The 20690-nt window shown below is 41.1% G+C and carries 20 protein-coding genes; 5 read left to right on the top strand and 15 right to left on the bottom strand.

Annotation, left to right across the window (positions count from 1 at the left end):
* Positions 1–53: 53 nt before the first annotated feature.
* From panC to JIG41_RS19600, 7 genes are all read right to left on the bottom strand, one after another.
* Positions 54–905 carry a pantoate--beta-alanine ligase gene (panC, locus tag JIG41_RS19630; protein ID WP_199525319.1) on the bottom strand — a complete coding sequence of 284 codons (852 nt, stop codon included), beginning with the start codon at positions 903–905 and terminating at the stop codon, positions 54–56.
* Entirely contained in the window at positions 905–1699 is a 795-nt protein-coding gene (gene panB, locus JIG41_RS19625; protein WP_036970718.1) for a 3-methyl-2-oxobutanoate hydroxymethyltransferase, read from the bottom strand. The genes panC and panB overlap by 1 nt, the downstream gene beginning before the upstream one ends.
* Positions 1700–1728: 29 nt before the next feature.
* Positions 1729–2217, bottom strand: coding sequence for a 2-amino-4-hydroxy-6-hydroxymethyldihydropteridine diphosphokinase (gene folK / locus JIG41_RS19620; protein ID WP_036970716.1), 489 nt, complete (start codon positions 2215–2217; stop codon positions 1729–1731).
* Positions 2218–2219: 2 nt separating this feature from the next.
* Positions 2220–3506, bottom strand: coding sequence for a polynucleotide adenylyltransferase PcnB (gene pcnB / locus JIG41_RS19615; protein ID WP_118844032.1), 1287 nt, complete (start codon positions 3504–3506; stop codon positions 2220–2222).
* 293 nt (positions 3507–3799) lie between these two features.
* Positions 3800–4744: a tRNA glutamyl-Q(34) synthetase GluQRS gene (gluQRS, locus tag JIG41_RS19610; RefSeq protein ID WP_118844033.1), complete on the bottom strand. Its 945-nt coding sequence runs from the start codon at positions 4742–4744 to the stop codon at positions 3800–3802.
* 20 nt (positions 4745–4764) lie between these two features.
* Positions 4765–5208 (bottom strand): RNA polymerase-binding protein DksA, encoded by a 444-nt coding sequence (dksA, locus tag JIG41_RS19605; RefSeq protein ID WP_036970706.1) that lies wholly within the window; start codon positions 5206–5208, stop codon positions 4765–4767.
* A 211-nt stretch (positions 5209–5419) separates the two neighbouring features.
* Positions 5420–6409, bottom strand: a complete 990-nt coding sequence (locus tag JIG41_RS19600; protein WP_036970703.1) for an AraC family transcriptional regulator — start codon at positions 6407–6409, stop codon at positions 5420–5422.
* A 147-nt stretch (positions 6410–6556) separates the two neighbouring features.
* Between JIG41_RS19600 and JIG41_RS19595 the strand changes: the two genes are divergently transcribed.
* Positions 6557–9106, top strand: coding sequence for a penicillin acylase family protein (locus tag JIG41_RS19595; RefSeq protein ID WP_118844034.1), 2550 nt, complete (start codon positions 6557–6559; stop codon positions 9104–9106).
* On the opposite strand, the gene sfsA is transcribed toward JIG41_RS19595, so the two are convergent.
* Entirely contained in the window at positions 9096–9815 is a 720-nt protein-coding gene (gene sfsA, locus JIG41_RS19590; RefSeq protein WP_199525318.1) for a DNA/RNA nuclease SfsA, read from the bottom strand. The genes JIG41_RS19595 and sfsA overlap by 11 nt on opposite strands.
* A gap of 161 nt (positions 9816–9976) precedes the next feature.
* Between sfsA and pepB the strand changes: the two genes are divergently transcribed.
* Both pepB and JIG41_RS19580 read left to right on the top strand, forming a co-directional pair.
* Complete coding sequence (gene pepB, locus JIG41_RS19585) at positions 9977–11272, top strand: aminopeptidase PepB (protein WP_036971743.1); 1296 nt, start codon at positions 9977–9979, stop codon at positions 11270–11272.
* Between the two features lie 193 nt (positions 11273–11465).
* The gene (locus tag JIG41_RS19580; protein WP_036970696.1) at positions 11466–12032 is read left to right on the top strand and encodes a phosphoribosyltransferase; all 567 of its coding nucleotides are present in this window, start codon (positions 11466–11468) and stop codon (positions 12030–12032) included.
* 674 nt (positions 12033–12706) lie between these two features.
* On the opposite strand, the gene JIG41_RS19575 is transcribed toward JIG41_RS19580, so the two are convergent.
* Together JIG41_RS19575 and JIG41_RS19570 are read right to left on the bottom strand one after the other, a co-directional pair.
* Positions 12707–14341 (bottom strand): hypothetical protein, encoded by a 1635-nt coding sequence (locus JIG41_RS19575; protein WP_199525317.1) that lies wholly within the window; start codon positions 14339–14341, stop codon positions 12707–12709.
* A 359-nt stretch (positions 14342–14700) separates the two neighbouring features.
* Positions 14701–15357 carry a Crp/Fnr family transcriptional regulator gene (locus tag JIG41_RS19570; RefSeq protein WP_036970695.1) on the bottom strand — a complete coding sequence of 219 codons (657 nt, stop codon included), beginning with the start codon at positions 15355–15357 and terminating at the stop codon, positions 14701–14703.
* 267 nt (positions 15358–15624) lie between these two features.
* Between JIG41_RS19570 and JIG41_RS19565 the strand changes: the two genes are divergently transcribed.
* On the top strand, positions 15625–15858 hold the full coding sequence (locus tag JIG41_RS19565; protein WP_036970694.1) for a YgjV family protein: 234 nt from the start codon (positions 15625–15627) through the stop codon (positions 15856–15858).
* A gap of 1 nt (position 15859) precedes the next feature.
* Here JIG41_RS19565 and JIG41_RS19560 read toward each other — a convergent pair whose 3' ends face one another.
* From JIG41_RS19560 to JIG41_RS19540, 5 genes are all read right to left on the bottom strand, one after another.
* On the bottom strand, positions 15860–17506 hold the full coding sequence (locus JIG41_RS19560; RefSeq protein ID WP_118844037.1) for an amidohydrolase: 1647 nt from the start codon (positions 17504–17506) through the stop codon (positions 15860–15862).
* Between the two features lie 104 nt (positions 17507–17610).
* Positions 17611–17844, bottom strand: a complete 234-nt coding sequence (locus JIG41_RS19555) for an EF-hand domain-containing protein (protein WP_065978055.1) — start codon at positions 17842–17844, stop codon at positions 17611–17613.
* Between the two features lie 4 nt (positions 17845–17848).
* Positions 17849–18082, bottom strand: a complete 234-nt coding sequence (locus tag JIG41_RS19550; RefSeq protein ID WP_036970689.1) for an EF-hand domain-containing protein — start codon at positions 18080–18082, stop codon at positions 17849–17851.
* Between the two features lie 118 nt (positions 18083–18200).
* Positions 18201–18428: a hypothetical protein gene (locus tag JIG41_RS19545; protein WP_065978056.1), complete on the bottom strand. Its 228-nt coding sequence runs from the start codon at positions 18426–18428 to the stop codon at positions 18201–18203.
* A gap of 9 nt (positions 18429–18437) precedes the next feature.
* The gene (locus JIG41_RS19540) at positions 18438–18665 is read right to left on the bottom strand and encodes an EF-hand domain-containing protein (RefSeq protein WP_118844038.1); all 228 of its coding nucleotides are present in this window, start codon (positions 18663–18665) and stop codon (positions 18438–18440) included.
* A gap of 312 nt (positions 18666–18977) precedes the next feature.
* Here JIG41_RS19540 and JIG41_RS19535 point away from each other — a divergent pair, with 312 nt between their 5' ends.
* The gene (locus JIG41_RS19535) at positions 18978–20435 is read left to right on the top strand and encodes a HAMP domain-containing sensor histidine kinase (protein ID WP_036970681.1); all 1458 of its coding nucleotides are present in this window, start codon (positions 18978–18980) and stop codon (positions 20433–20435) included.
* Positions 20436–20690: the final 255 nt, after the last annotated feature.

Below are 20690 nucleotides of genomic sequence, written 5' to 3'. Positions count from 1 at the left end.
ATCCCTAGTTTATGGCTATTCTTTTAAATCCATCTTACCCAGATTGTTGAAACTTAATCCAGCGTAACTTGCAAATTATCAATTAAACGAACCGATCCTAAGAAGGCTGCGGCTAAAATAACCAGTTGTTTATCCGCTGCTGATGCAGCTTTTAGCGTTGAACGCTCGGCAATCGAGTAATAATCAGGTTTTAGGCCTGCGGCTTCAAGCGTTTCTTTGGCTTTAGCTTCTAATTCAGCGAAATTCGTTTGGCCTTGTTTTAGCTGCTCAGCCGTCTCGTTAAGGGTTGCAAATAATACTTTTGCGGTGTCTTTTTGCTCATCAGACAAATAGCCATTACGTGAGCTCATAGCAAGGCCTGATATTTCACGGCACGTAGGTACACCGACAATCTCGACAGGGATAGAGAGATCGCGTGTCATGGTTTTAATCACTTGCAGTTGCTGAAAATCTTTTTCACCAAAACAGGCAAAGTCAGGTTGCACAAGATTGAATAACTTAGTCACAACGGTAGCGACACCTTTAAAATGGCCGGGACGTGAACCACCACAATAACCCATCGACACGCCAGGTACATCAACAAAGCTTTGTTCACCAAGGCCATTTGGATAGATGGTTTCAACTGACGGCGTAAACACGATGTCAGTTTCAAGTTCTGCTAGGCCTTGTTTATCTTCGTTGAGCGTGCGCGGGTAGTTGTCGAGATCCTCATTGGCGCCAAATTGCATAGGATTAACAAAAATACTGACGACGACTTTATCGGCTAACGTTTTTGCTTTTTCAACTAATGAAAAATGCCCTTGGTGCAAGTTGCCCATGGTTGGGACGAGTGCAATGCTAAGTCCAGCTTGACGCCAAGCTTTGATTTGACTACGTAACGATTTAATTTCAGTGATTGATTGCATTATTTAAACTCATGTTCGGTACTAGGGAAAGCACCACTTTTTACATCTTCACAATACTTTTGCACGGCTGCTGGCATATTCCCTGTTTCAAGTAAAAAGTTTTTTGAAAACTTAGGGATATAACCAGCTGAAATGCCGACGAGGTCGTGCATAACTAAAATTTGTCCGTCGGTTTGATTGCCAGCACCAATTCCGATTGTCGGGATAGTTAATTCATCGGTAATACGCTTAGCCAATTCACTAGGAATACACTCTAATACCAATAATTGTGCACCTGCAGCTTCAAGCGCTTTAGCATCGCTAAGCATTTTATCAGCTTGTGATTGTTCGCGGCCTTGAATTTTAAAGCCGCCAAATACGTGCACAGACTGAGGTGTTAAACCTAAATGACCACACACAGGTATACCTTGTTGCGTCATTGCGCGGATGCTGTCGTGTAACCACTCGCCACCTTCAAGTTTGATCATGTTGGCGCCAGCACGCATTAACTCGGCTGCATTTTTACACGCATCGGCAGGGTTTGAGTAGGTCATAAAAGGTAAGTCAGCGATGATGAATAGCTCGCGGCTACCGGCGCGGACACACCGTGTATGGTAAGCAATCTCGCTGTTCGTTACTGCTAATGTGTCATCACCACCTTGTAAAACCATGCCCAGTGAGTCACCGACTAAAATCACTTCGACGCCATTATCATGAAACAATTTTGCAAAGCTGGCATCGTAAGCTGTAAGCGCGGTAATTTTTTGTTTTTCGTGTTTCATTTTATTAAGAGTTGAAACGGTGATTTTAGACATAATTTCCTCTAAGGCTTCGCCTAGGTTGATTACTGCTGAGGGAGTTTTTGTAAATCGTTTAAAGGCAACGTTTTTGTTATATCAGCAAGTGATTGGTTATTCGGTAAAACAAGAGAAGGGGCTATCTCTAATAAAGGATAAACAACAAACTCTCTCTCAACGAGGCCATAATGAGGCACGGTGAGGCGAGGCGTGTCGATCACTTGGTCACCAAATAATAGAATATCAATATCAAGGGTGCGAGGTCCCCAACGTTCTTCTTTACGTACACGGCCATGATCACGTTCTACTGCTTGGGTTAAATCGAGTAGTTGCTCTGGTTGCAGAGCCGTTTTAATACACGCAACCGCATTGACATAGTCGGGTTGATCTTGTGGCCCCATTGGCTTACTTGCGTAATCATGCGATACGCAAACCAGCTCAATTTCTGGTAGCCCTTGTAATGCTGCAATAGCATTACGAATTTGTGTACGTGGCGCATTTAAATTTGCGCCTAACCCTAAATACACTATGTTCATGTTTATTCTGCTTTTTTCTTACGAGGTCGACGGCGGCGTTTAGGACCACCTTGATGGCCAAGTGCCTTAACCATCTCTTTTTGGCCATTTATATCTTGGCTTAAATACGCCGTCCACCACGTAGCAAGTTCTTGATGTTGCTGCTCACCAGCTTGAACACGTAATAGTAAAAAGTCGTAGGCAGCTTTAAAACGAGGCTGTTGCGTTAACCGGTATGCGCGTTGACCACCGCGTTTATCAAGGCGTTGTTGAATATGCCAGATATCTCTAGCGCCTAAAGTGAACCGTTTAGGTACGGCAACATGTTGTGCGCTTTCACTGAGTACCTTATTCATCGCTTGTGCAAATGCATCAAACTCAGAAAGTTGGTCACGTTGCTGTAATTTTTTAGCGATGTCTAATAATGGGAACCACAATAGTGCAGCGAATATAAACGCAGGGGTTACTTTTTTCTCTGCATTGATACGTTTATCTGTGTTTTTAAACATTTGCAGAATAAATGCGTGCTCGAGTCCATCTGGGTTAGCATTCAAAATTTTATCAAGGGCAGGGAATAGGGCTTTGAAAAGGCCATACTGACGCAACATGATATAGTTTTCTTCTGCTTTACCATTTAAAAACAGCTTGAGTGACTCTTCAAATAGACGTGCAGGAGGAATGTGGTCTAATAAGCTTGCAAGCTCTTTCATTGGCTTTTCTGTCGAAGGCGCAATGGTCATGCCTAACTTTGTTGCAAAACGGACTGCACGCAGCATACGTACAGGGTCTTCACGGTAGCGGGTTTCTGGATCGCCAATTAATTCAACCTGTTTGGCTTTTATTGCACTAATACCGTTGGCGTAGTCATAGATGCAAAAATCATTAATTGAATAATACAGCGCATTAATTGAGAAATCTCGACGCTCGGCGTCTTCTTCAATACTACCGTACACATTATCTCGCAGCAGTTGCCCATGTTCGCTTGATTGGCTAACGTGGTTTTTTTCTTCGTCGGCTTCATGATGGCCGCGCATCGTAGCAACTTCAATTATTTCACGGCCAAACACAATGTGCGCTAAACGAAAGCGACGACCAATTAGGCGACAGTTACGAAATAGTTTTTTGATTTGTTCTGGCGTCGCATTTGTAACTACGTCAAAGTCTTTAGGTTGTTGGCCTAACAATATATCTCGAATACAACCACCGACTAAGTAAGCATCGTAGCCACCTTCTTTGAGGCGGTATAATACTTTGATTGCATTTGGGCTAAATTGTTTGCGTGAAATACCATGTTCACTGCGCTCGATCACCAAAGGTAACTCGCTCGTTTGTGCGGCATTTGTTGAAGTCGAGGCATTTGGGCCGATAATTTGCCGACAAAATTGAAAAAGCTTGGAAATAATAATCTGTCTCCTACGACGCGGACTTTGCGACTCATCAAGTATAGCGTGTGTTTTTTCACTTCGTCGATATGAGATTGAGTCAGTAAATGTGTGTTTTATATGACGCTACAGTATGGTGTTAATGATTCGCACACTTTGGGTCGCTATCATATACCAGCGTGGCTCAAAAATTAAGTTACTCTGCCTTTAAAATTGGCAATTTATTTTGTAATGACTTGAAAATCACAAAAAGTGGCGTGTGGATTCTCACTAACTTGTATTTCTAGCGCTGTTGGGATGTTTTCAATACGGTAGGCTGAGATTGCCCAATTAAGCATTTCTTCGACTGTTGAAGACAATAGAGCAGGCTCTGGGTTTAAACCTAAAAAACGAAACGCATCAAATAATGCTGGTTTTGGCGCTCGTTTTGATATGGCCGGTGCGTAGTTTTGTTTTGATAATTTAAAACCGGGCTTTGCAACAGCCAATGGTAGATGCGCGTAGTTAGGTGCTGGTTGCCCTAGTTGCTTAAATAAGCTGAGTTGTCTTGCTGTTGGCTCGAGTAAATCGGCTCCACGCACCACGTGGCTTATTCCTTGTGCAATATCATCGACGACGACAACCAGCTGATAAGCAAATAAGCCATCACTTCGTTTTATAAGGTAGTCTTCTTTAGCAAGTCGGCTGTCAATATTCACCTGACCTTGAATAAGGTCATGATATTCACTCGTCGCAAATTGCTGAGTTAAGCGCAGTGCAGAATCGTTTAATGGGTGATGTTTTGATTTGCAATACCCTTGGTATATTCCGCCCATTGCTTTGATTTCTTTACGGGTGCAATGACAGGCGTAGACAAGGTTCTTTGCAATGAGTGCGTCAACAACGGCTTGGTATTCAGTATGGCGTTTAGTTTGGTAGATAACGCCTTCGTCCCAGTGCAGCCCATACGCTTCTAGAGTGCGTAATATGTCATCGCTTGCGCCGGGTACAACACGGGTTGTGTCAATGTCTTCTATTCTGACTAGCCACTTACCTTGATTTGATTTTGCATCAAGGAAGCTGCCCACAGCCGCTATTAATGAGCCAAAGTGCAATGGCCCAGAAGGTGATGGCGCAAAACGGCCCCTGTATGTGCGCATAGGCGCATTAACGGCTGTGGTAGACATAGGTTAATTAATGTATGTAATTAACCGCGTCCTGATTGTTTTTCTTTAATTTCCGCAAGCGTTTTACAGTCAACACATAAATCAGCTGTTGGACGCGCTTCTAAGCGGCGGATACCAATTTCGATACCACATGATTCACAATAACCAAAGTCATCATCTTTGATTAATTGAATTGTTTTTTCAATTTTCTTGATCAGTTTACGTTCGCGGTCACGAGTGCGAAGCTCTAAAGAGAACTCTTCTTCTTGTGCTGCACGGTCTACTGGATCTGGAAAGTTAGCTGCTTCATCTTGCATGTGCGATTTAGTACGGTCTACTTCGTTACGTAAATCGTTACGCCAAGCTTCTAAAATTGTTTTAAAATGAGCACGTTGTGCATCATTCATATACTCTTCACCCGGCTGTTCCTGATACGGCTCTAACCCGGCCTGAGCCAATAACCCTAGTCTTTTCTGGTCTGGCATAACTTTCTCCTAAATCCTTAATATTTTGCCCAGCATTAGCCGGCGGCTATAAATAGCAGAATCTTCTGTTTGAGGCAAATTTATTTTTTAATTAATCCTGTATGCCCCAACTTATCGACTTTAAAAATAAGAATGGGCGGTTTTATTCGTTTACACGGCCCGTGCAATTTTTAATTTGCTAAGTTATATGGGCAAAAAATCATATTACAACTTAAAACATGTGTTCATTGAGAAACTTTTTGGGGGTTGTGTCGTACCAGCGTTTAAATGCGCGTTGTAAAGCACTCTGCTCTGAAAATCCCAGTTTATTGCTGATCTCAAGCACTGAATAGCCTTGCAGTAACATGCGTTTTGCGTGTTGTTTTCTTTGCTGATCAATTAACTTTGTGAAGCTTAGTTGCTGCCCAGTGAGGTAGCGCTGCAAGCTGCGTTTCTTTAAGCCTAATTGTAATGCGGCTTGCTCAACACTTGGAATAACAGGGAATTGGCAGGCAATAAAGGCATTTAATTCATTAATATGATCTGCATACGGCGTTAAATCTCCCGCTTGCGATAACAAGAGTTGTTCAAGCTCTGGGTTTGGCGAGTGTAAACGGCTATTAAGTAGTTTTTCATTAAAAATAAGGCTGTTGGATTTGGCACCAAATTCGATAGGGCAGTTAAAAGTATGCTGATAAATGTGCACACTCGCAGTGCTCGGAATGGGTCTGGTAAGGGTTACTTTTTCAAGCGCAAGTTCAGCGTTCTGCTGGCAGCAGTGGTTTGCAAACGATAACCAACTACTAAACAGTTCATCTACCATGTAATGTCGTATTGGGCTTCGTGCATGCCAGCTCAGTTGGCATTGCTGCTGCACTTTTCTCAGCTCTATTCGACCAATGTTTCTTACCAGTGAATTTAATCTTTGCGCATGCTGCAGCGCTTTCTCAAGATTTTGACTCACCAAGGCGACATGCCCCAATAGCCCCCAGTTTTGTGCTTTGAGTGATTGACCAAACAAAAGGCCTATATGCTCTTGCTTAAGCTGGGTGTCAGCATAATGCATTAACGATTCGTAATCTGATACAGGAAATCGGTAGCTAGTTTCATTGAGATAACAGCGGCGCTCAGCAAGTAATGCATGCAGCTGTTCTTTTTCAAGCCCTTGTTTTTGTAAGAAATAGACCAAGGAGCGAATGATTTGGCTATTGACATAAAACATAGTCGTTCATTTTTTATTATTATTAGCAACAGTTAAGCTGCATGACTAGGCGCGCAAAGTCAATATTTTGCGTGGAGGGTCAAGATTTAGTCTTTTAATTAAGGCAAGCTGGTTGATGGATATAATACTCATAATAAAGGAAGCACAATGAAACTTCATCCAATAATGTTCAGCATTGCAGCCGCATTTCTTGCTGTAGGTTGTAACTCAGATAACGATAACAAAACCGTTGAGCCCCCCGTTACGACAACACCCGAACCTGAAGATGTTGTAAAGGTCGCAATACCTACTTTTGCAGATAACAAGACGCTTGATGCCAATATTCGTTGGACAAGTTATGGCGTCCCACATATTACAGCATCAAACCTTGAAAGCTTGGCATTTGGCAGTGGCTATGCTTATGCAAAAGATCATGCGTGTTTATTAATGGATCAAATAATTAAAACCCGCGGCGAGCGTGCTAAATACTATGGCCCTGATCAAGTTGCGGGGAGTGGCGATTCAAAACACTTAATCTCTGATTTTGGTTATAAAGCTCTAGGTGTAAATGAGTATGCGGCGGAACATTATGCTGAATTAGATGAAACAAGTCGTGCTCATTTTGAAGGGTTTGTGCAGGGCTTCAATAAATATGTGACTGATACGGGGGCTGAAAATTTAGCGCCTGAATGTGCATCTCAGCCTTGGGTTATTAGCTTAACGGCTCAAGATATGCTGGCTTATTCAATGGCGACAGTGCAACTTGCAAGCTCAGCTAACTTTTTAGAATTAGCATTTTTTGCAAACCCAGGTGATGGTGATGAGTATTTGCCTGTGCCAAGTGGTAGTGAACCGAGTGCCGTTTCGAGCCTTGTTAAAAATATAAATCAGCAAGCAAAGCAATTTAAGTTAGAGAAGAAATTTGAGCACTTGGGCTCAAATGGCTGGGGGCTGGGTAAAGAGATGATGGCCAACGGTCAGGGCGGATTATTAGCAAATCCACATTTTCCTCATGAAGGAAATTTGCGTTTTTGGCAGTCACACTTAACAGTCCCTGGTGCCATGAATGTGATGGGTGGGAGCCTGCAAGGCATGCCTGGTGTTATTAATATAGGTTTTAATGAACATGTGGCCTGGACGCACACCTTCTCGACGGCACGTCACTTTTTAATTTATCAGCTCGCATTAAATGAAAATGATCGCATGAGTTATGGTGTTGAGGGTGAGCAACACACTATTACCAGTAAAATGGTAACGGTGGAGGTTGCTGTGGGGCCAAACACAACGATTGAGCTTACAAAACCATTTTATTACAGCCACCATGGTTTGATGCTAGAAACGCCTGCTGAAAGAGGGTTAGGCTGGAATGACACTCAAGCATTTACCATAAAAGATGCCAATGAATTTAATATGGATGTTGTAGCGCAGTGGTCAGCACTCAACCAAGCCGTGAGTCTTGATGATATGAAAGCGTCATTCGCTCAGTTTGATGGGGTGTCGTTCAACAATACGATGGCAACAGATAAAACGGGCACTGTTTTTTACGTTGATGACAGCACAGTGCTTAAATTAGATGACACTGCTAACCTAGCAATTCGTTTGCAGCCTGAGCTCGTTGCTTTGAGGGAATCAACGGGCTTTGATTTGGTGCCTGGCAACATGAAGCTTTTTGAAAGCCAAGGTAAAGTGCCTTTTTCTGAAGCACCCCAGCTTACGCGGACAGACTATGTACAAAACTCGAATGATAGTTATTGGGTGACAAACTTAAAACAGCCTTTACTTGGTTTTGCTGCGCAGTATGGTGATGTACATAAGCCTTTATCACTAAGAACACGAATGGGTCTGAAGTTATTGCAAGAAGGCGGGGGAGAAGACGGTAAATTTACACTTGATGAATTAGAACAGGCATTAATTGGCAATCGCATCTACTTAGGTGAACTGGTGTTTACCGATTTAGCCTCACAATGTATTGCCCAAGGAAATACACCGGTGCAAGTTTCAGCGGGTATTGACGTGGATATTAGTCCTGCCTGCGATATCGTTGCTAACTGGAATGGTGCTATGAACTTAGATACAGAAGGTGCTGCATTGATCCGTGAGTTTGCGCATCTATTTAATCCTTCAGCACACTTATATAACAACTTTGATGTTACAGACCCGGCTAATACGCCTCATACTCTACGCCAAGATAAAGTTGCATTAAAAGCGCTGGCGCACGCTATGTTAAATGTGCAGGCGAATGGGGTGCCATTAACAAGTACTTTAGCTGAGCTTCAGTTCGTAGAAAAATCACTGGCCGGAGGGCATGCTTCAGGTGAGCAGCTTCCATGGGCTGGGCCGATGCATGTTGAGGGAGGCTTTAATGTTTTCAGATACGATAGAAGTAATTTAACACGCTCTACTCTGATACCTTATGCTGATTATCAAACATTACCGGATGCAGTTACAGGCCAACCTTTAGCGTCAAATTTATCAGCGCAAGGCTACCCTGTGAACTATGGTTCAAGCTGGATGTTTGTGATGAATTTTACTGAGGATGGACCGGTTGCTAAAGGATTATTAACCATGTCACAGAGCTCTGATTCACGTTCAGAGCACTTTGATGATCAAAGCCGTTATTATTCTCAAACAGCAAAACTCAGACCGTTATACTACAAAGAAGCAGATATAGAACAAAATCTGATCGATGAAATTGATATCTCAATGACTAAGCAATAAACGGCACTTCTTCAGCCAGTACAATGTGACTGGCTGAAATCTCTGCTTTATAAGCATATACTTCTACACCACAGTCAACGGCGTGTACTAATAGTTCGCTGTATTTAGCATCTATATGTGATGCGCCACTGACTGTATTAATTCCTTGATGTAATACAGCAAAAAACAAAACAGCTCGGTGCCCCTGTTGCACCATTTCTATTAACTCGCGCAGGTGTTTTTGTCCTCGCACTGTTTTAGCATCGGGAAAGTAACCTTGACCAGTTTCTGGCTTTTCCTCTGATAGCAAGGTCACTGACTTAACCTCAACATAGCAATGAGCGGTGTTTTCAGCCGTTAATAAAAAATCGATGCGGCTATTCTCTTGACCGTATTTCACTTCAGCTTGCAGTGTATCGTAGCCATCAAGCTGCTTGATAAGATGATTTTCGAGAGCTTCTTGAACGACTTGATTAGCAACTGCAGTATTAACACAAATTAAATGCCCATGTTGATTTTGGGTGAGTTGTAACGATTGCGGGTATTTACGTTTTGGGTTATCACTGGTTGAGTAAAACGCGTTAAAACCTGGCTCGGCACAGCCTGTCATTTTGCCTGTATTGGCGCAATGTGCTGTAAATTGTTGATTATCTTGCGTGACTAAATCAGCCAAAAATCGCTTATAGCGCTTTAATAAAGTGGCTGATTGTAATGGAGGATTAAATTTCATTATTTTGTTTTTATTTGAGCTTTTCTATATTGTAAGTGAATAACCAAGCAGAGTGCACCTTGGTTGTCATTTAAGGCGTTATTTATCGCAAGCGGTTGGGAACTGACGTAGCCTGTAGTAAACTCAGTGAACAATTTTTAGCGCAAAAAGAGTATTCTAACATGTCGGAAAAATTTTTAGTTCAACTAAGCGAGCAGGCTGCTGCCGCACATTGGGGTGATAAAGCCTCTCTTTCTTTTACTGAACAAGGCGCAACTATTCATTTAACTGAACAAGATACACTTAAAAACGTTCAGAAAGCAGCGCGTACGTTAGCGAATCAAGGTTTAAAAAATATTGCGCTAACGGGTGATGTTTGGTGCACAGAAACACAGTGGGCTTTTTACCAAGGCTTTGTTTCACCAAAGAATTTAGACGCAGTTGAATTTGCCGAGAATGCAAAAACAGACAGCAAAGAGCTGGCTTCTTTAACGCAAGCAGCGACTTGGGCTCGTCAAATGATCAATGGGACCGCTGATGATATTTTCCCTGAAAGCCTTGCTGGTAAAGCGGCTGAGTTTATTCAGTCATTAGCGCCTGAGCATGTTAGCTATCAAATTATTAAAGGGGATGCATTACTTGAGCAGCAATGGATTGGTATTCATGCGGTTGGTCGTGGTAGTGAGCGCCCACCTGTACTACTTGAGCTAGACTATAACCCTACGGGTGACGAAACGGCGCCAGTGGCCGCTGCGCTAGTTGGTAAAGGTATTACATTTGACTCTGGCGGTTACTCTATTAAGCCAAGTGAAGGCATGCTAGGCATGAAGTGTGACATGGGCGGTGCAGCAACCGTAACGGCTGGTTTAGCACTTGCGATTAACCGTGGCGTTAATAAGCGCATTAAATTATTCCTATGTTGTGCTGAAAACTTAATTTCAGGCCATGCATATAAACTAGGTGATATTCTTACCTATAAAAATGGCACCACAGTTGAAATTGTTAATACCGATGCAGAAGGCCGTCTAGTGCTTGCTGATGGCTTAATGGCTGCGGGTGAAACCGGTGCGCCATTAATTATTGATGCAGCAACGCTAACCGGTGCTGCACTGGTGGCTGTTGGTCAAGAGTACAACGCACTATTTGGCCTTGATAAAGAATTTGTCCGTGAAGTGCAAGACTTTGCAGAGCAAGAAATGGAAGGCGCTTGGCCATTACCGCTTGAGAAGTGGCATCAACAAAATTGCCCTTCACCATATGCTGATACAGCAAACAGCCGCCCACAAAAAGGCGGTGGCTATGGTGGTGCATCGAATGCGGCTGGTTTCTTATCTCGCTTTGTGCCAAATGATGGCAAGGGATGGGTTCATATTGACCTTGCAGCAGCATTTAATATGGGTAGCACAAGCGAGTGGGCTGCAGGTGCAACAACCCAAGGGATGCGCACAGTAGCAAGAACGTTATTAGAGAAAGCGTAATAACCAGTTTGCTAACTAAATAAGTAAAAACGCCCGATTATGGGCGTTTTTCGTTTTTGGTAATTTTACAAACGGATACAAGATTTTTCGCACAATATAGTATAAAATCTCGCCCCACATTTTCTCATCAAGTGGTTAGTTTATATTTCATTAACTACACTTGGATGATCAATTCACACTGGGGTTTCTATTTATGTCAGATAAGTGCTATATCACTGCGCAGCAGCTTCTCGAAGATTCATTTCGTGTTGCGGCACAAGTTTATGACGATGGTTTTCGTCCTGATTTCATCATTGGTATTTGGCGTGGTGGCGCTCCAATTGGTATTGCAGTACAAGAATACTACGATTACAAAGGCATAGAGACAGACCACATTGCTGTTCGTACATCATCGTATTACGGTATCAATCAGCAATCGAAAGAAATTAAAGTACACGGCCTGCATTATATTATTGAAAATGCAAATGCGGGTGACTCTTTGCTTATTGTGGATGATGTTTTTGATTCTGGCCGCAGTATTTTTGCATTAAAAGAAAAGTTATCTGAATTAATGCGCTTAAACTTACCACGCGATATTCGCGTTGCTTGCCCCTACTACAAGCCTAAAAACTCAAAGGTAGACATGGTGCCAGATTATTATATTCATGAGTCTGACGAGTGGCTGGTGTTCCCTCACGAGCTTTCAGGCTTAACACCGGATGAAATTATTGAAGGTAAATCGGATTTAGCCAATATCCACGATTTACTGCTCAAAAAGTAAGTTTTTTAAAAATGTATGAAAAAGGCCCTGTTTAGGGTCTTTTTTGTATTCAGTTCTCACACCAATTCGCAATAATACTTAATCATTTTGAGAGATTAAACAGGTCACTACCGGGCTAAAAATTTCTTATTTACGGCTGCATCGAAGCAGGAGGTAGAACAATGCAGGAGCAATTGCTGAGAACAACTAAATACCGAAATTTTGCTTTATTATCAACGAAGTTTTATCGCCTCAAAATTTCTTACTTAATTAAGCGAATTAGTATCATTTGATAGTGCTTGTTGAAGATCGCTTTTTGTTATTTAGCCTTGTTTGCTACTAGTCCCAGCTGCTATTCGTTGTTGTTGATGAGAATAAAAAGTTAGTGCTTCGGGAATGTATTTAATTTATCTCTTGTCTTTTTAGGGTGTATACAGCACCGCTCTGAAACCTCAATCTTACCGAATTATTTTAGGGCACTATTAGAATGTTAAAGATCAGCAAGCACATTTAGCATGCTCACATGTTCAAGAGAATAAAACTCATGGTAACTGTTGTTTAACATACTAATTTTGAGGGGTTTTTTAGGAGGTAGAGCCGTGGTATCAAAAGCTTCTTTTCGGCAGGGTGATATTGATGTAATAAAAAACCGCGCATAAAGCGCGGTTTTTAAATATTTTAGCTAAATAACAATATTAGCCATTACCACCAGTACCACCAGTGCCACCTGTTACTTCAACGGTTTTAAGTTCACAATTGTCACGGTCGAAGTTAAATGATTCTGCAGTGCCATCAGCTGTAATTGAGGTCACTTCAGGTTCTACTTCAATGCCACGAGGAATGATAGTTACAGCATATGTTTCTCCACTTTCAAGTCCTGAAAGTGCATAAGAGCCATTTGTTTCAGTTGCTGTTGAAGAACGTTTTTTACCAAGAGCGTACTTAACTAGAGCACCTGTTAACGGGAATTGCTTGTCTTGATCAACTTCAGCGTTTGAACATGTATAAGTTACATTCAAATCTTCCGCAATAATTTCAACCGGGCTATCTAGTGCGATATTGATAGAGTTACTACAAACTGATAAGTTGCTTTGAGTACCCCAAACATTACCGTTGTTATCTGTAACGGTAACATCTACAACTGCGTCAGCAGGTATACCCGCTTTAGTAACCGCAGCTGAACCTAAGAAGTTACCTTGTGTTTTCTTGATTTTTTTCTCTTTAGTGATAGTGTCCGACTTAATTTTAACATTTAAGCCTACAGCCGGAATTGCATCGCCAGTAAAGTTGTATGCAATAGGGCCACTACAAACGGCTTTACTTTGTGTTAACACTTTTGTAGAAAAGTGGTCAACACTAAAAGTTGTTGGCATAGTTAATGTACCAGCCGTTCCAACCGTTGCAGGATCTGTTTCTTTTATCCAAATACCAGTGTCTTCATCATAAGAGAAAACATCGAACGTATCACCTGTTTCAATCACTGTACCATCTGCTGTTACATAAGTTGCAGGCAGTTTTGATGTGATAGATACTGGAGATGAGAAGTTTTTAACTTTAGTATCGCCAGCTAACATTTCTACGTTAATAACTGAAGCAGGTACCGCGACTTCAGTTGTGCTTGAGCCATTTAAACCTTCAGGAATTAAATCTACCGCGGCTGCCTTACCAGCTGCAGCATCAATATCGGCAGTGACAATATTTAATGTTACATCTGTACCTGAAACTAACTCGCCATTAGCATCTCTTAGTTCTACATCTTTAGGAATTGTTACAGTAGCACCGCTCGAATCCGCATCAGCAGAAGCTGTTAAATCAGCCGATAAGATACCATCTGCAGCAGCACCTTCACTTGAATCAATAGCAAGTTTTGTATCATCAAGTTTTACAAGAGGTACTATCGCGTCTAAAGATTCTGATGTATCTGATAAATCAACAACAATACTTTTTGAAACGTAGCCTTCAGAAGTAACAAGAACAGTCAACTCTGTTAGTTCAGCATCATCAGCCAGCGTAAATGAAAATACACCGTCTTCAGCTGTAACACTAGTAAGTTCTTCGCCTTCAATGTCAGTAACATTTGTAGAAGGTGCACCTTCCTCTAAAAACTTAATTGTAGCAGGAATCACTTCACCTGTTTCGTTATCTACTACATTACCCGCTACATAAAAAGTAAGTGCCTCAGGCGTATCAGCAACAGGAGCTTGTACTGTTGGTGTTGGTGGCTCTGGCACTGTGGTGTTGTTATCATTATCACTAAAACAACCGCTTAAGCTTAGAGTGACACCTAACGCTAGCGCTAGCTTTGTTAGTTTAAATTCATTGTTTCCCATAATCGTTACCTTTCTTTCCTTTATCGTAAAGTAATCAGACTTTTATTAGAGCAAATAGTACCGGTTTGTGCACCGAAATACGCCACACATGGTTATCTGTTATTGAAGGATAAGCGTACATTATATATACGTCAAGTGAACATTATATATACTTTCATTAATAGAATAAGAAAGTTTTGTCTCGTCCTTCAAACATTGTGGGCGGCACATTTCGCTTTGCCGAATTATAATACAGAGCTCAGCTATTAAAAAGCTCAACTCTATGAATATTTATAGTTTATGCAACTGAACTCATGCTGACTATTAATTTCAGTTCGCCTGCGTAATTGTAAAGTATAATAACAGATTATGTAACAAGTTTATAACTGCGAAAAACTGTCTACGTAATCACTCAGTTTGTCTATGTCGACCACTTGTAAACCTTGATTGCTGCGTTTTACTAAGCCCTTTTCTACAAGCTCAGTCACAACACGTCGATAGGCACGTTCGGTGGTGGCAAAACGTTCTGCTTCGGCATTCACTGTTGGGTAGGCTCTAAGCAGTGTCGGGTTATTATTTTCAGCTCTTAATAAACAATCTTTAGCAATATTATAGCTTAAGGGTAATAGCAATTTGTCTAGGTTGATTTTTTGGTTCTCTTGAAACTTAGCGGCTATTGTTTGTGCTGTGTATAAACTCAGTTCTGGTTTTTCTAAAAGTAGTGCGCGCCAATGTTTAAGCTCAATGAGATTGTAACTAACATCACTGAAACACGTTACTGTGTAGATACAAGGGAGGTTGTTAAGAGCTTCAATCTCACCAATTAATGTATTATTACAGTCAAGTTGACCGAGCAAAAGGCGGCGACCATTACCGACATCGTAACTAAACGAAACGGTACCACTTCTCACTAATACGAGTTTGGAAAGTGGTTGATCTTGATGGATCAGCACTTCTTTTTTGGCTTGTTGAAAACGACTCCCTGCAAAAGTGAGTAATTGATCAACAAGGTAGCTTGAAAAATGATATTGAAACATTAACGCCGCTCTTCGGACAATTGTCCTATTTATTACATCTTAATGACGCTAGCATTAAGATTCTAAGAATTTATGCTAACTTACTAGTAAGGTGTTCACGTTACTCATACCTTCATTTCCCGTGTAATGATTTTAAAGTCGGGTTAATTCTCAGGCTTTACAAGGTTTTTAGTAAGTTAGCTTTTTTATTTTCATTGTCAAAGTGAGCAATGAGTGAGTCTAAAAATGACAAACTCTAATGCTAACCTAAAGCCTAGGAGAGAACAATTGAGTTGGGAATATTTAGGCTATTTAGCATCTGCATTATTGGTCGCTTCTTTAACAATGAGCGATGTTATGAAGCTTCGTTGGTTTAACTTAGCTGGCTGTATCGCATTTACTCTTTATGGTGTAGCAATTGATGCCGTGCCTGTGGCATTTACCAATGGCTTGCTTACCTTCGTTAATATCTACCATATTATAAAATTAAAGCGTCAACCGACAGTTGACGCTAAAAAGTAATTTAATTTTCGTTTTCAAGTGTATATTTAAGCTCACCTGCCAGCCAGGTTTGCTGTACTTTTATAGCGTGAACGTCAGCGAGCGGCACCGTGTAATAATCTTTATTGATTAAAATAAAGTCAGCCCATTTTCCTTGTTCTAAACTTCCTACTTTAAATTCTTGATGGGCAGCGTAAGCGCCTCCCAATGTAAACGCTCTTAGTGCTTCATCACGTGACAGTAACTCTTCAGGACGCCAACCTCCTTCAGGAAGTTGGTTATGGTCCATGCGTGTAATTGCTGAGTATAAGCCATCGAATGGGTCAGCAAGTTCAACGGGGAAATCAGAGCCTGCCGCAATAATGGAGCCTTGTGATAAAAATGTTTTCCACGCATAGGCACCCGTCAACTGTGTTTCGTTCAGACGTTGCTCAGCCATGTGCATATCAGAAGTCGCATGAACAGGCTGCATGGAAGGAATAATTTTTAACGCTTTAAAGCGAGGAATATCGTTTGGCGACACAATTTGCGCGTGTTCAATGCGGTTCCGTAATAAAATGCCTCCCGATTTCTTGAAGACATTTTCATAAGCATCTAAAACGGTTTTATTAGCTTGGTCGCCAATCGCATGGGTATTCGCGCTAAAGCCGTGTGAAAAACTTAAGGTAAATAGTTGTTCAAGCTTTTCTTGCGTTTCGAGCATTAAGCCATGATGGTTTTTGCGATCAGCGTACTCATTAATTAATGCAGCGCCTCGACTGCCTAATGCACCATCTGCATAGACTTTTACACTGCCAATGGAGAGCATGTCGTTCATATCTTTATAGCGACCAGCTTTAAGCATGGTTTCGAGCTTTGGATCGCCAGCACTGAGCATAGCAACAATTCTAACAGGCAGGTTATTGTGTTCTGCACGCTGTTTATACACTTGCCACGTATCGTAGTCTATACCTGCATCGTGTGCTGATGTAATGCCTAAACTGAGTAGGTGATTACCAGCGTTATCAAGTGCGCGATTGATACTCGCGTGATCTGTCTTGGGGATGTGTTGCGTTACTAATGTTTCTGCTTTATCAATAAACACCCCTGATGGCTGACCCGAAGGAAGTTTAATTATTTCGCCTCCAGAGGGCGTATCTGTTTGCGCCGTTATGCCAGCCAACGCCATTGCTTTTGAATTGACCCACACGGCATGACCATCAACGCGAGACAGCACAACAGGCTTGTCTTTTACGTATTTGTCTAAATCTGCTGCCGTAGGAAATTGACCGCCAGGCCAATGTTCTTGGTTCCAGCCTCGGCCAATTATCCAACCTTGTTTATCTTTAGCGAATTCGGCCAACATTTTACCGACCATATCGACAGATTGGGTATTTCTAACATCCAGTTGTGATAAGTTATTGCCAAGCCCAATTATATGACCATGTGCATCAATAAGCCCGGGCAGCAGTGTTGCCTTTTTACCATCGATCGTTGTCGCATCAGGAAAACTAGCCTTAAGGGAATCATCGCCTGTTTTGACAACTTTTCCATCTTTAAAGACTAAGGTTGAAAATTGCTGTGTCTGACCTTGATAGGTTGGTGTGTAACCATTTACGTTATAAATAACGGTGGTGTTAGCGAAGCAAGATATCGATGCAGTTGCGAGTAAGCTGATAATGAGTTTCATACTATTCTTATTTTTATTGATTTATAAAAACAGTATCAGAGTTGCTGTAAACTGCAAATAATTAGGTAATTAAAACGTGCAAAGGGTGACTCGCACCCTCAGCATTATTTGCTAGCATATTCATTAAATTCAGCAAACGATAACTTATTGTCTTTATCGCTGTCGTAACTTTTAAAACGAGACCACAGAGCGGGGTCTCGTGCAGATTCAGAACGGCTTAAGAAGCCATCTTCATTACGATCGAGTTGTTTAAATTTTTCTCCAATACTTTCTGTTGCAAAAACCATACTGCTATATAAACCACAGATTATAAGACTGGCGAAAGTGTATTTTGACATTGCTTTAACTCTTGTTTGTTAAGTAGTGCTTAAATTCAAGGAGTGATATTTGCTGATCGTTGTCTGTATCCCATTTAGCCATGTGCTTTTGCAAGTGTGGCTGAGATGCAAGCTCTTCAACACTTAAATAACCATTTTTATCTTTGTCTAAATGATCAAATCGCTGCTTAACATCTAATGCTAAGGTATTGAAGCTTATAGTAATTAAAGTGAATGAAGCAAGTGTCGCAATTTTCATAATAAAACTCCTCAGAAAGTAAAATCCTTTTTGGGAAAAGTGCTTGCCATAATTTAAATCCCAAAATTTAAATCCGTTTACACGCTCCCTCTGGGATTATGGCAAGCACTTTAAGAGGTTAAGGTTTGAATTTTTCAAACTCTTGTTCAGATAATCGCTGATCATTATTTGTATCAAGATCAGTAAATTGCTTAATTAGCTCAGGGTGTTCATTAGCTTCAGAAAGTGAAATTGCATTGTCTGCATTGCTATCAAACTTAGTAAAACGAACATCCATTTGAGATGCCAAAACGGTCGCACTGATAGCCAAAAATATCAGCGAAAAGGCAGCGATAAGTTGTTTCATAACAATCTCCTATAGAATAAACGACTGAAACTCTGGAAATGAAATTTGGCCATCCTCATTACTATCAATTTGAGAAAAATTGCCATGTAACAGTGCGTCCTCAGATGCTTCAGACTCACTTAGCGCGCCATTACTGTCTTTATCAAGTTCATTAAACGTCTCGTTGAGATCAAGCGCGTATGAGCTTATTGATACTAAGCTGGCAAGCATGATTGAAATACAGGCCATCGTTTTCATTTTGTTTCCTAAAATCTATAACTTATTACGGTATTAACAAAAACAATGCCAACTTTAAAATGTGTTTAATATCAATGGTTTAATTTTTTTCTGAGTGGTTTGCTCAGCAATACTTACAAAGAGTTGTGTCTTTTTTGCAACGTTTTTTGGGTTCTAAAGGATTATTCATTTTAAAACAGAGAGTTATATTGTTGCTGATTAGCAACAAAAAAGCATTTGTTGGTTAAAAAGTGCTGTTATATAGGCTGGATTCAGCGAGTGTCTAAGTTATTTATCTAATAATCATCTTCTGTCACGTTGAAAAGGATCAGTATGCAAGGTCTCGTTGCGAATAAATTTAAACATGCGCTCGATTGGCGGCCCAGTTTAATTGGCCAGTTTGTCTTTAGCACTTTGTTGTCTTTGCTGCCTTTATCGTTGGTTGTGATCGTGTTTTTAAACGCACTGAATAAACAATTGGCTGTGACACAAAAAATTGTCAGCGATAATTATTTAGTTACAAAGGCGTTTAATAGTTTAAAACAAGATTTAAATAGCCTAGAAAGAGCAACAAGACAAAATTGGGTTTTAAAAAGTGAATCACTCGATACCTTAATTGAAAATAAGTGGCAGTCATCGCTGCAAAGTATTGATGAGCTTATTTTTCTTAGTCCATCGACAGAGTATGTGGCGCAGTGGCAGCAATTGGCAGAAGTACTCAACTTTGCCCAGCAACACTTAGTTGCAGAGCAAAAACAAGATGGTGAATTATTTGCCCCAGCAAGCAAACTTATTGCAGAGCAAACTGTGTGGCTACGTGATCAAAATGAATTACGGATCACCAAGAATCAACAGCAATTAAAGGCGCTTCAAGCGTCGTTTATAAACTGGTTGATTGCATTAATTCCACTCACATTATTAGTAAGTGGTGGGTTTTTATGGCGGATCAGCGGCCGTTTAGGTGAACTAACAAGTGTAATAGATAAACTAGGTCAAGGTCATTGGCAGCAGAAAATTTCTGTACGAGGCTCATCGGAGCTAGTTGAGTTAGGTAATAAATTAGAATGGGTGCAAGCGCAGCTGCATATGCTAGAGCAACAAAAAGACACCTTTTTACGTCATGTTACTCACGAATTAAAAACACCGCTTGCCTCCATGGTTGAAGGCACTGATTTACTCGCTGATGAAATTGTTGGCCCAATTAATAGCGAGCAGCAGGCTGTCCTTGAGCTAATTACACAGAGTATGGCGCGTTTACGAGTGATGATTGAAAGCTTATTAAATTATAACGCGATTCGTACCAGTAAAGAGAGTGTCACAGAGCTTAACTTCAATAGTATGAAAACGAATATTGAGCGTCACTTTGAACATCGTTTAATTGCGCGAAATCAGTCGTTAATATGGGTAAATGAACTCCCCTCAAAAGCGATGTATATTTCTTCCGAGTTGTTAGAAATGATGCTTGTGCAACTCATTTCCAATGCCTTGAAATTTTCACCTGAACAAGGCGTTGTCACGGTCGAAGCGCGTTATAAACACACTCAGCTTCAAGTGACGGTCAGTGATGTCGGTAAAGGCATTGCTGATTCTGAAAAGACCGCTGTTTTTGGTGCCTTTTATCAGGGGAAAAATGCCAAAGAGCAAACTGAAATGGGCAGTGGTCTTGGCCTCACAATAGTGAAAGAAACGGTTGAGCAGCTGAGAGGCACACTTAATATTGCTGATAATGAACCGCAAGGCTGTCGATTTACAGTGACATTACCAATTCAAGTAACCCAAGGAGTTAACTGATATGGGCTTCGTAAATAAAGCCAGTTTTATACCCGCTGTACTCGTTGTATTTTTGACCGGGTGTGCCTTAACACAGCCAACATCATCGACAGCACAAAAAGAGCATAAAACACAGCTAATACCATTCCGCATAAAGATTAAATCAACTTTATCCATTCCCGATTACATATCTTCATCACTCGCTCCGGTATTGAAATAAAGTGATTCCATGCTTTTGAAACTTCATCAACAATTTCGTCATAGCCCGAAAACACT

The sequence above is a fragment of the Pseudoalteromonas sp. bablab_jr011 genome (assembly GCF_016464045.1).
Taxonomy (GTDB): domain Bacteria; phylum Pseudomonadota; class Gammaproteobacteria; order Enterobacterales; family Alteromonadaceae; genus Pseudoalteromonas; species Pseudoalteromonas lipolytica.
This window is presented reverse-complemented; position numbering and strand designations above follow the sequence as displayed.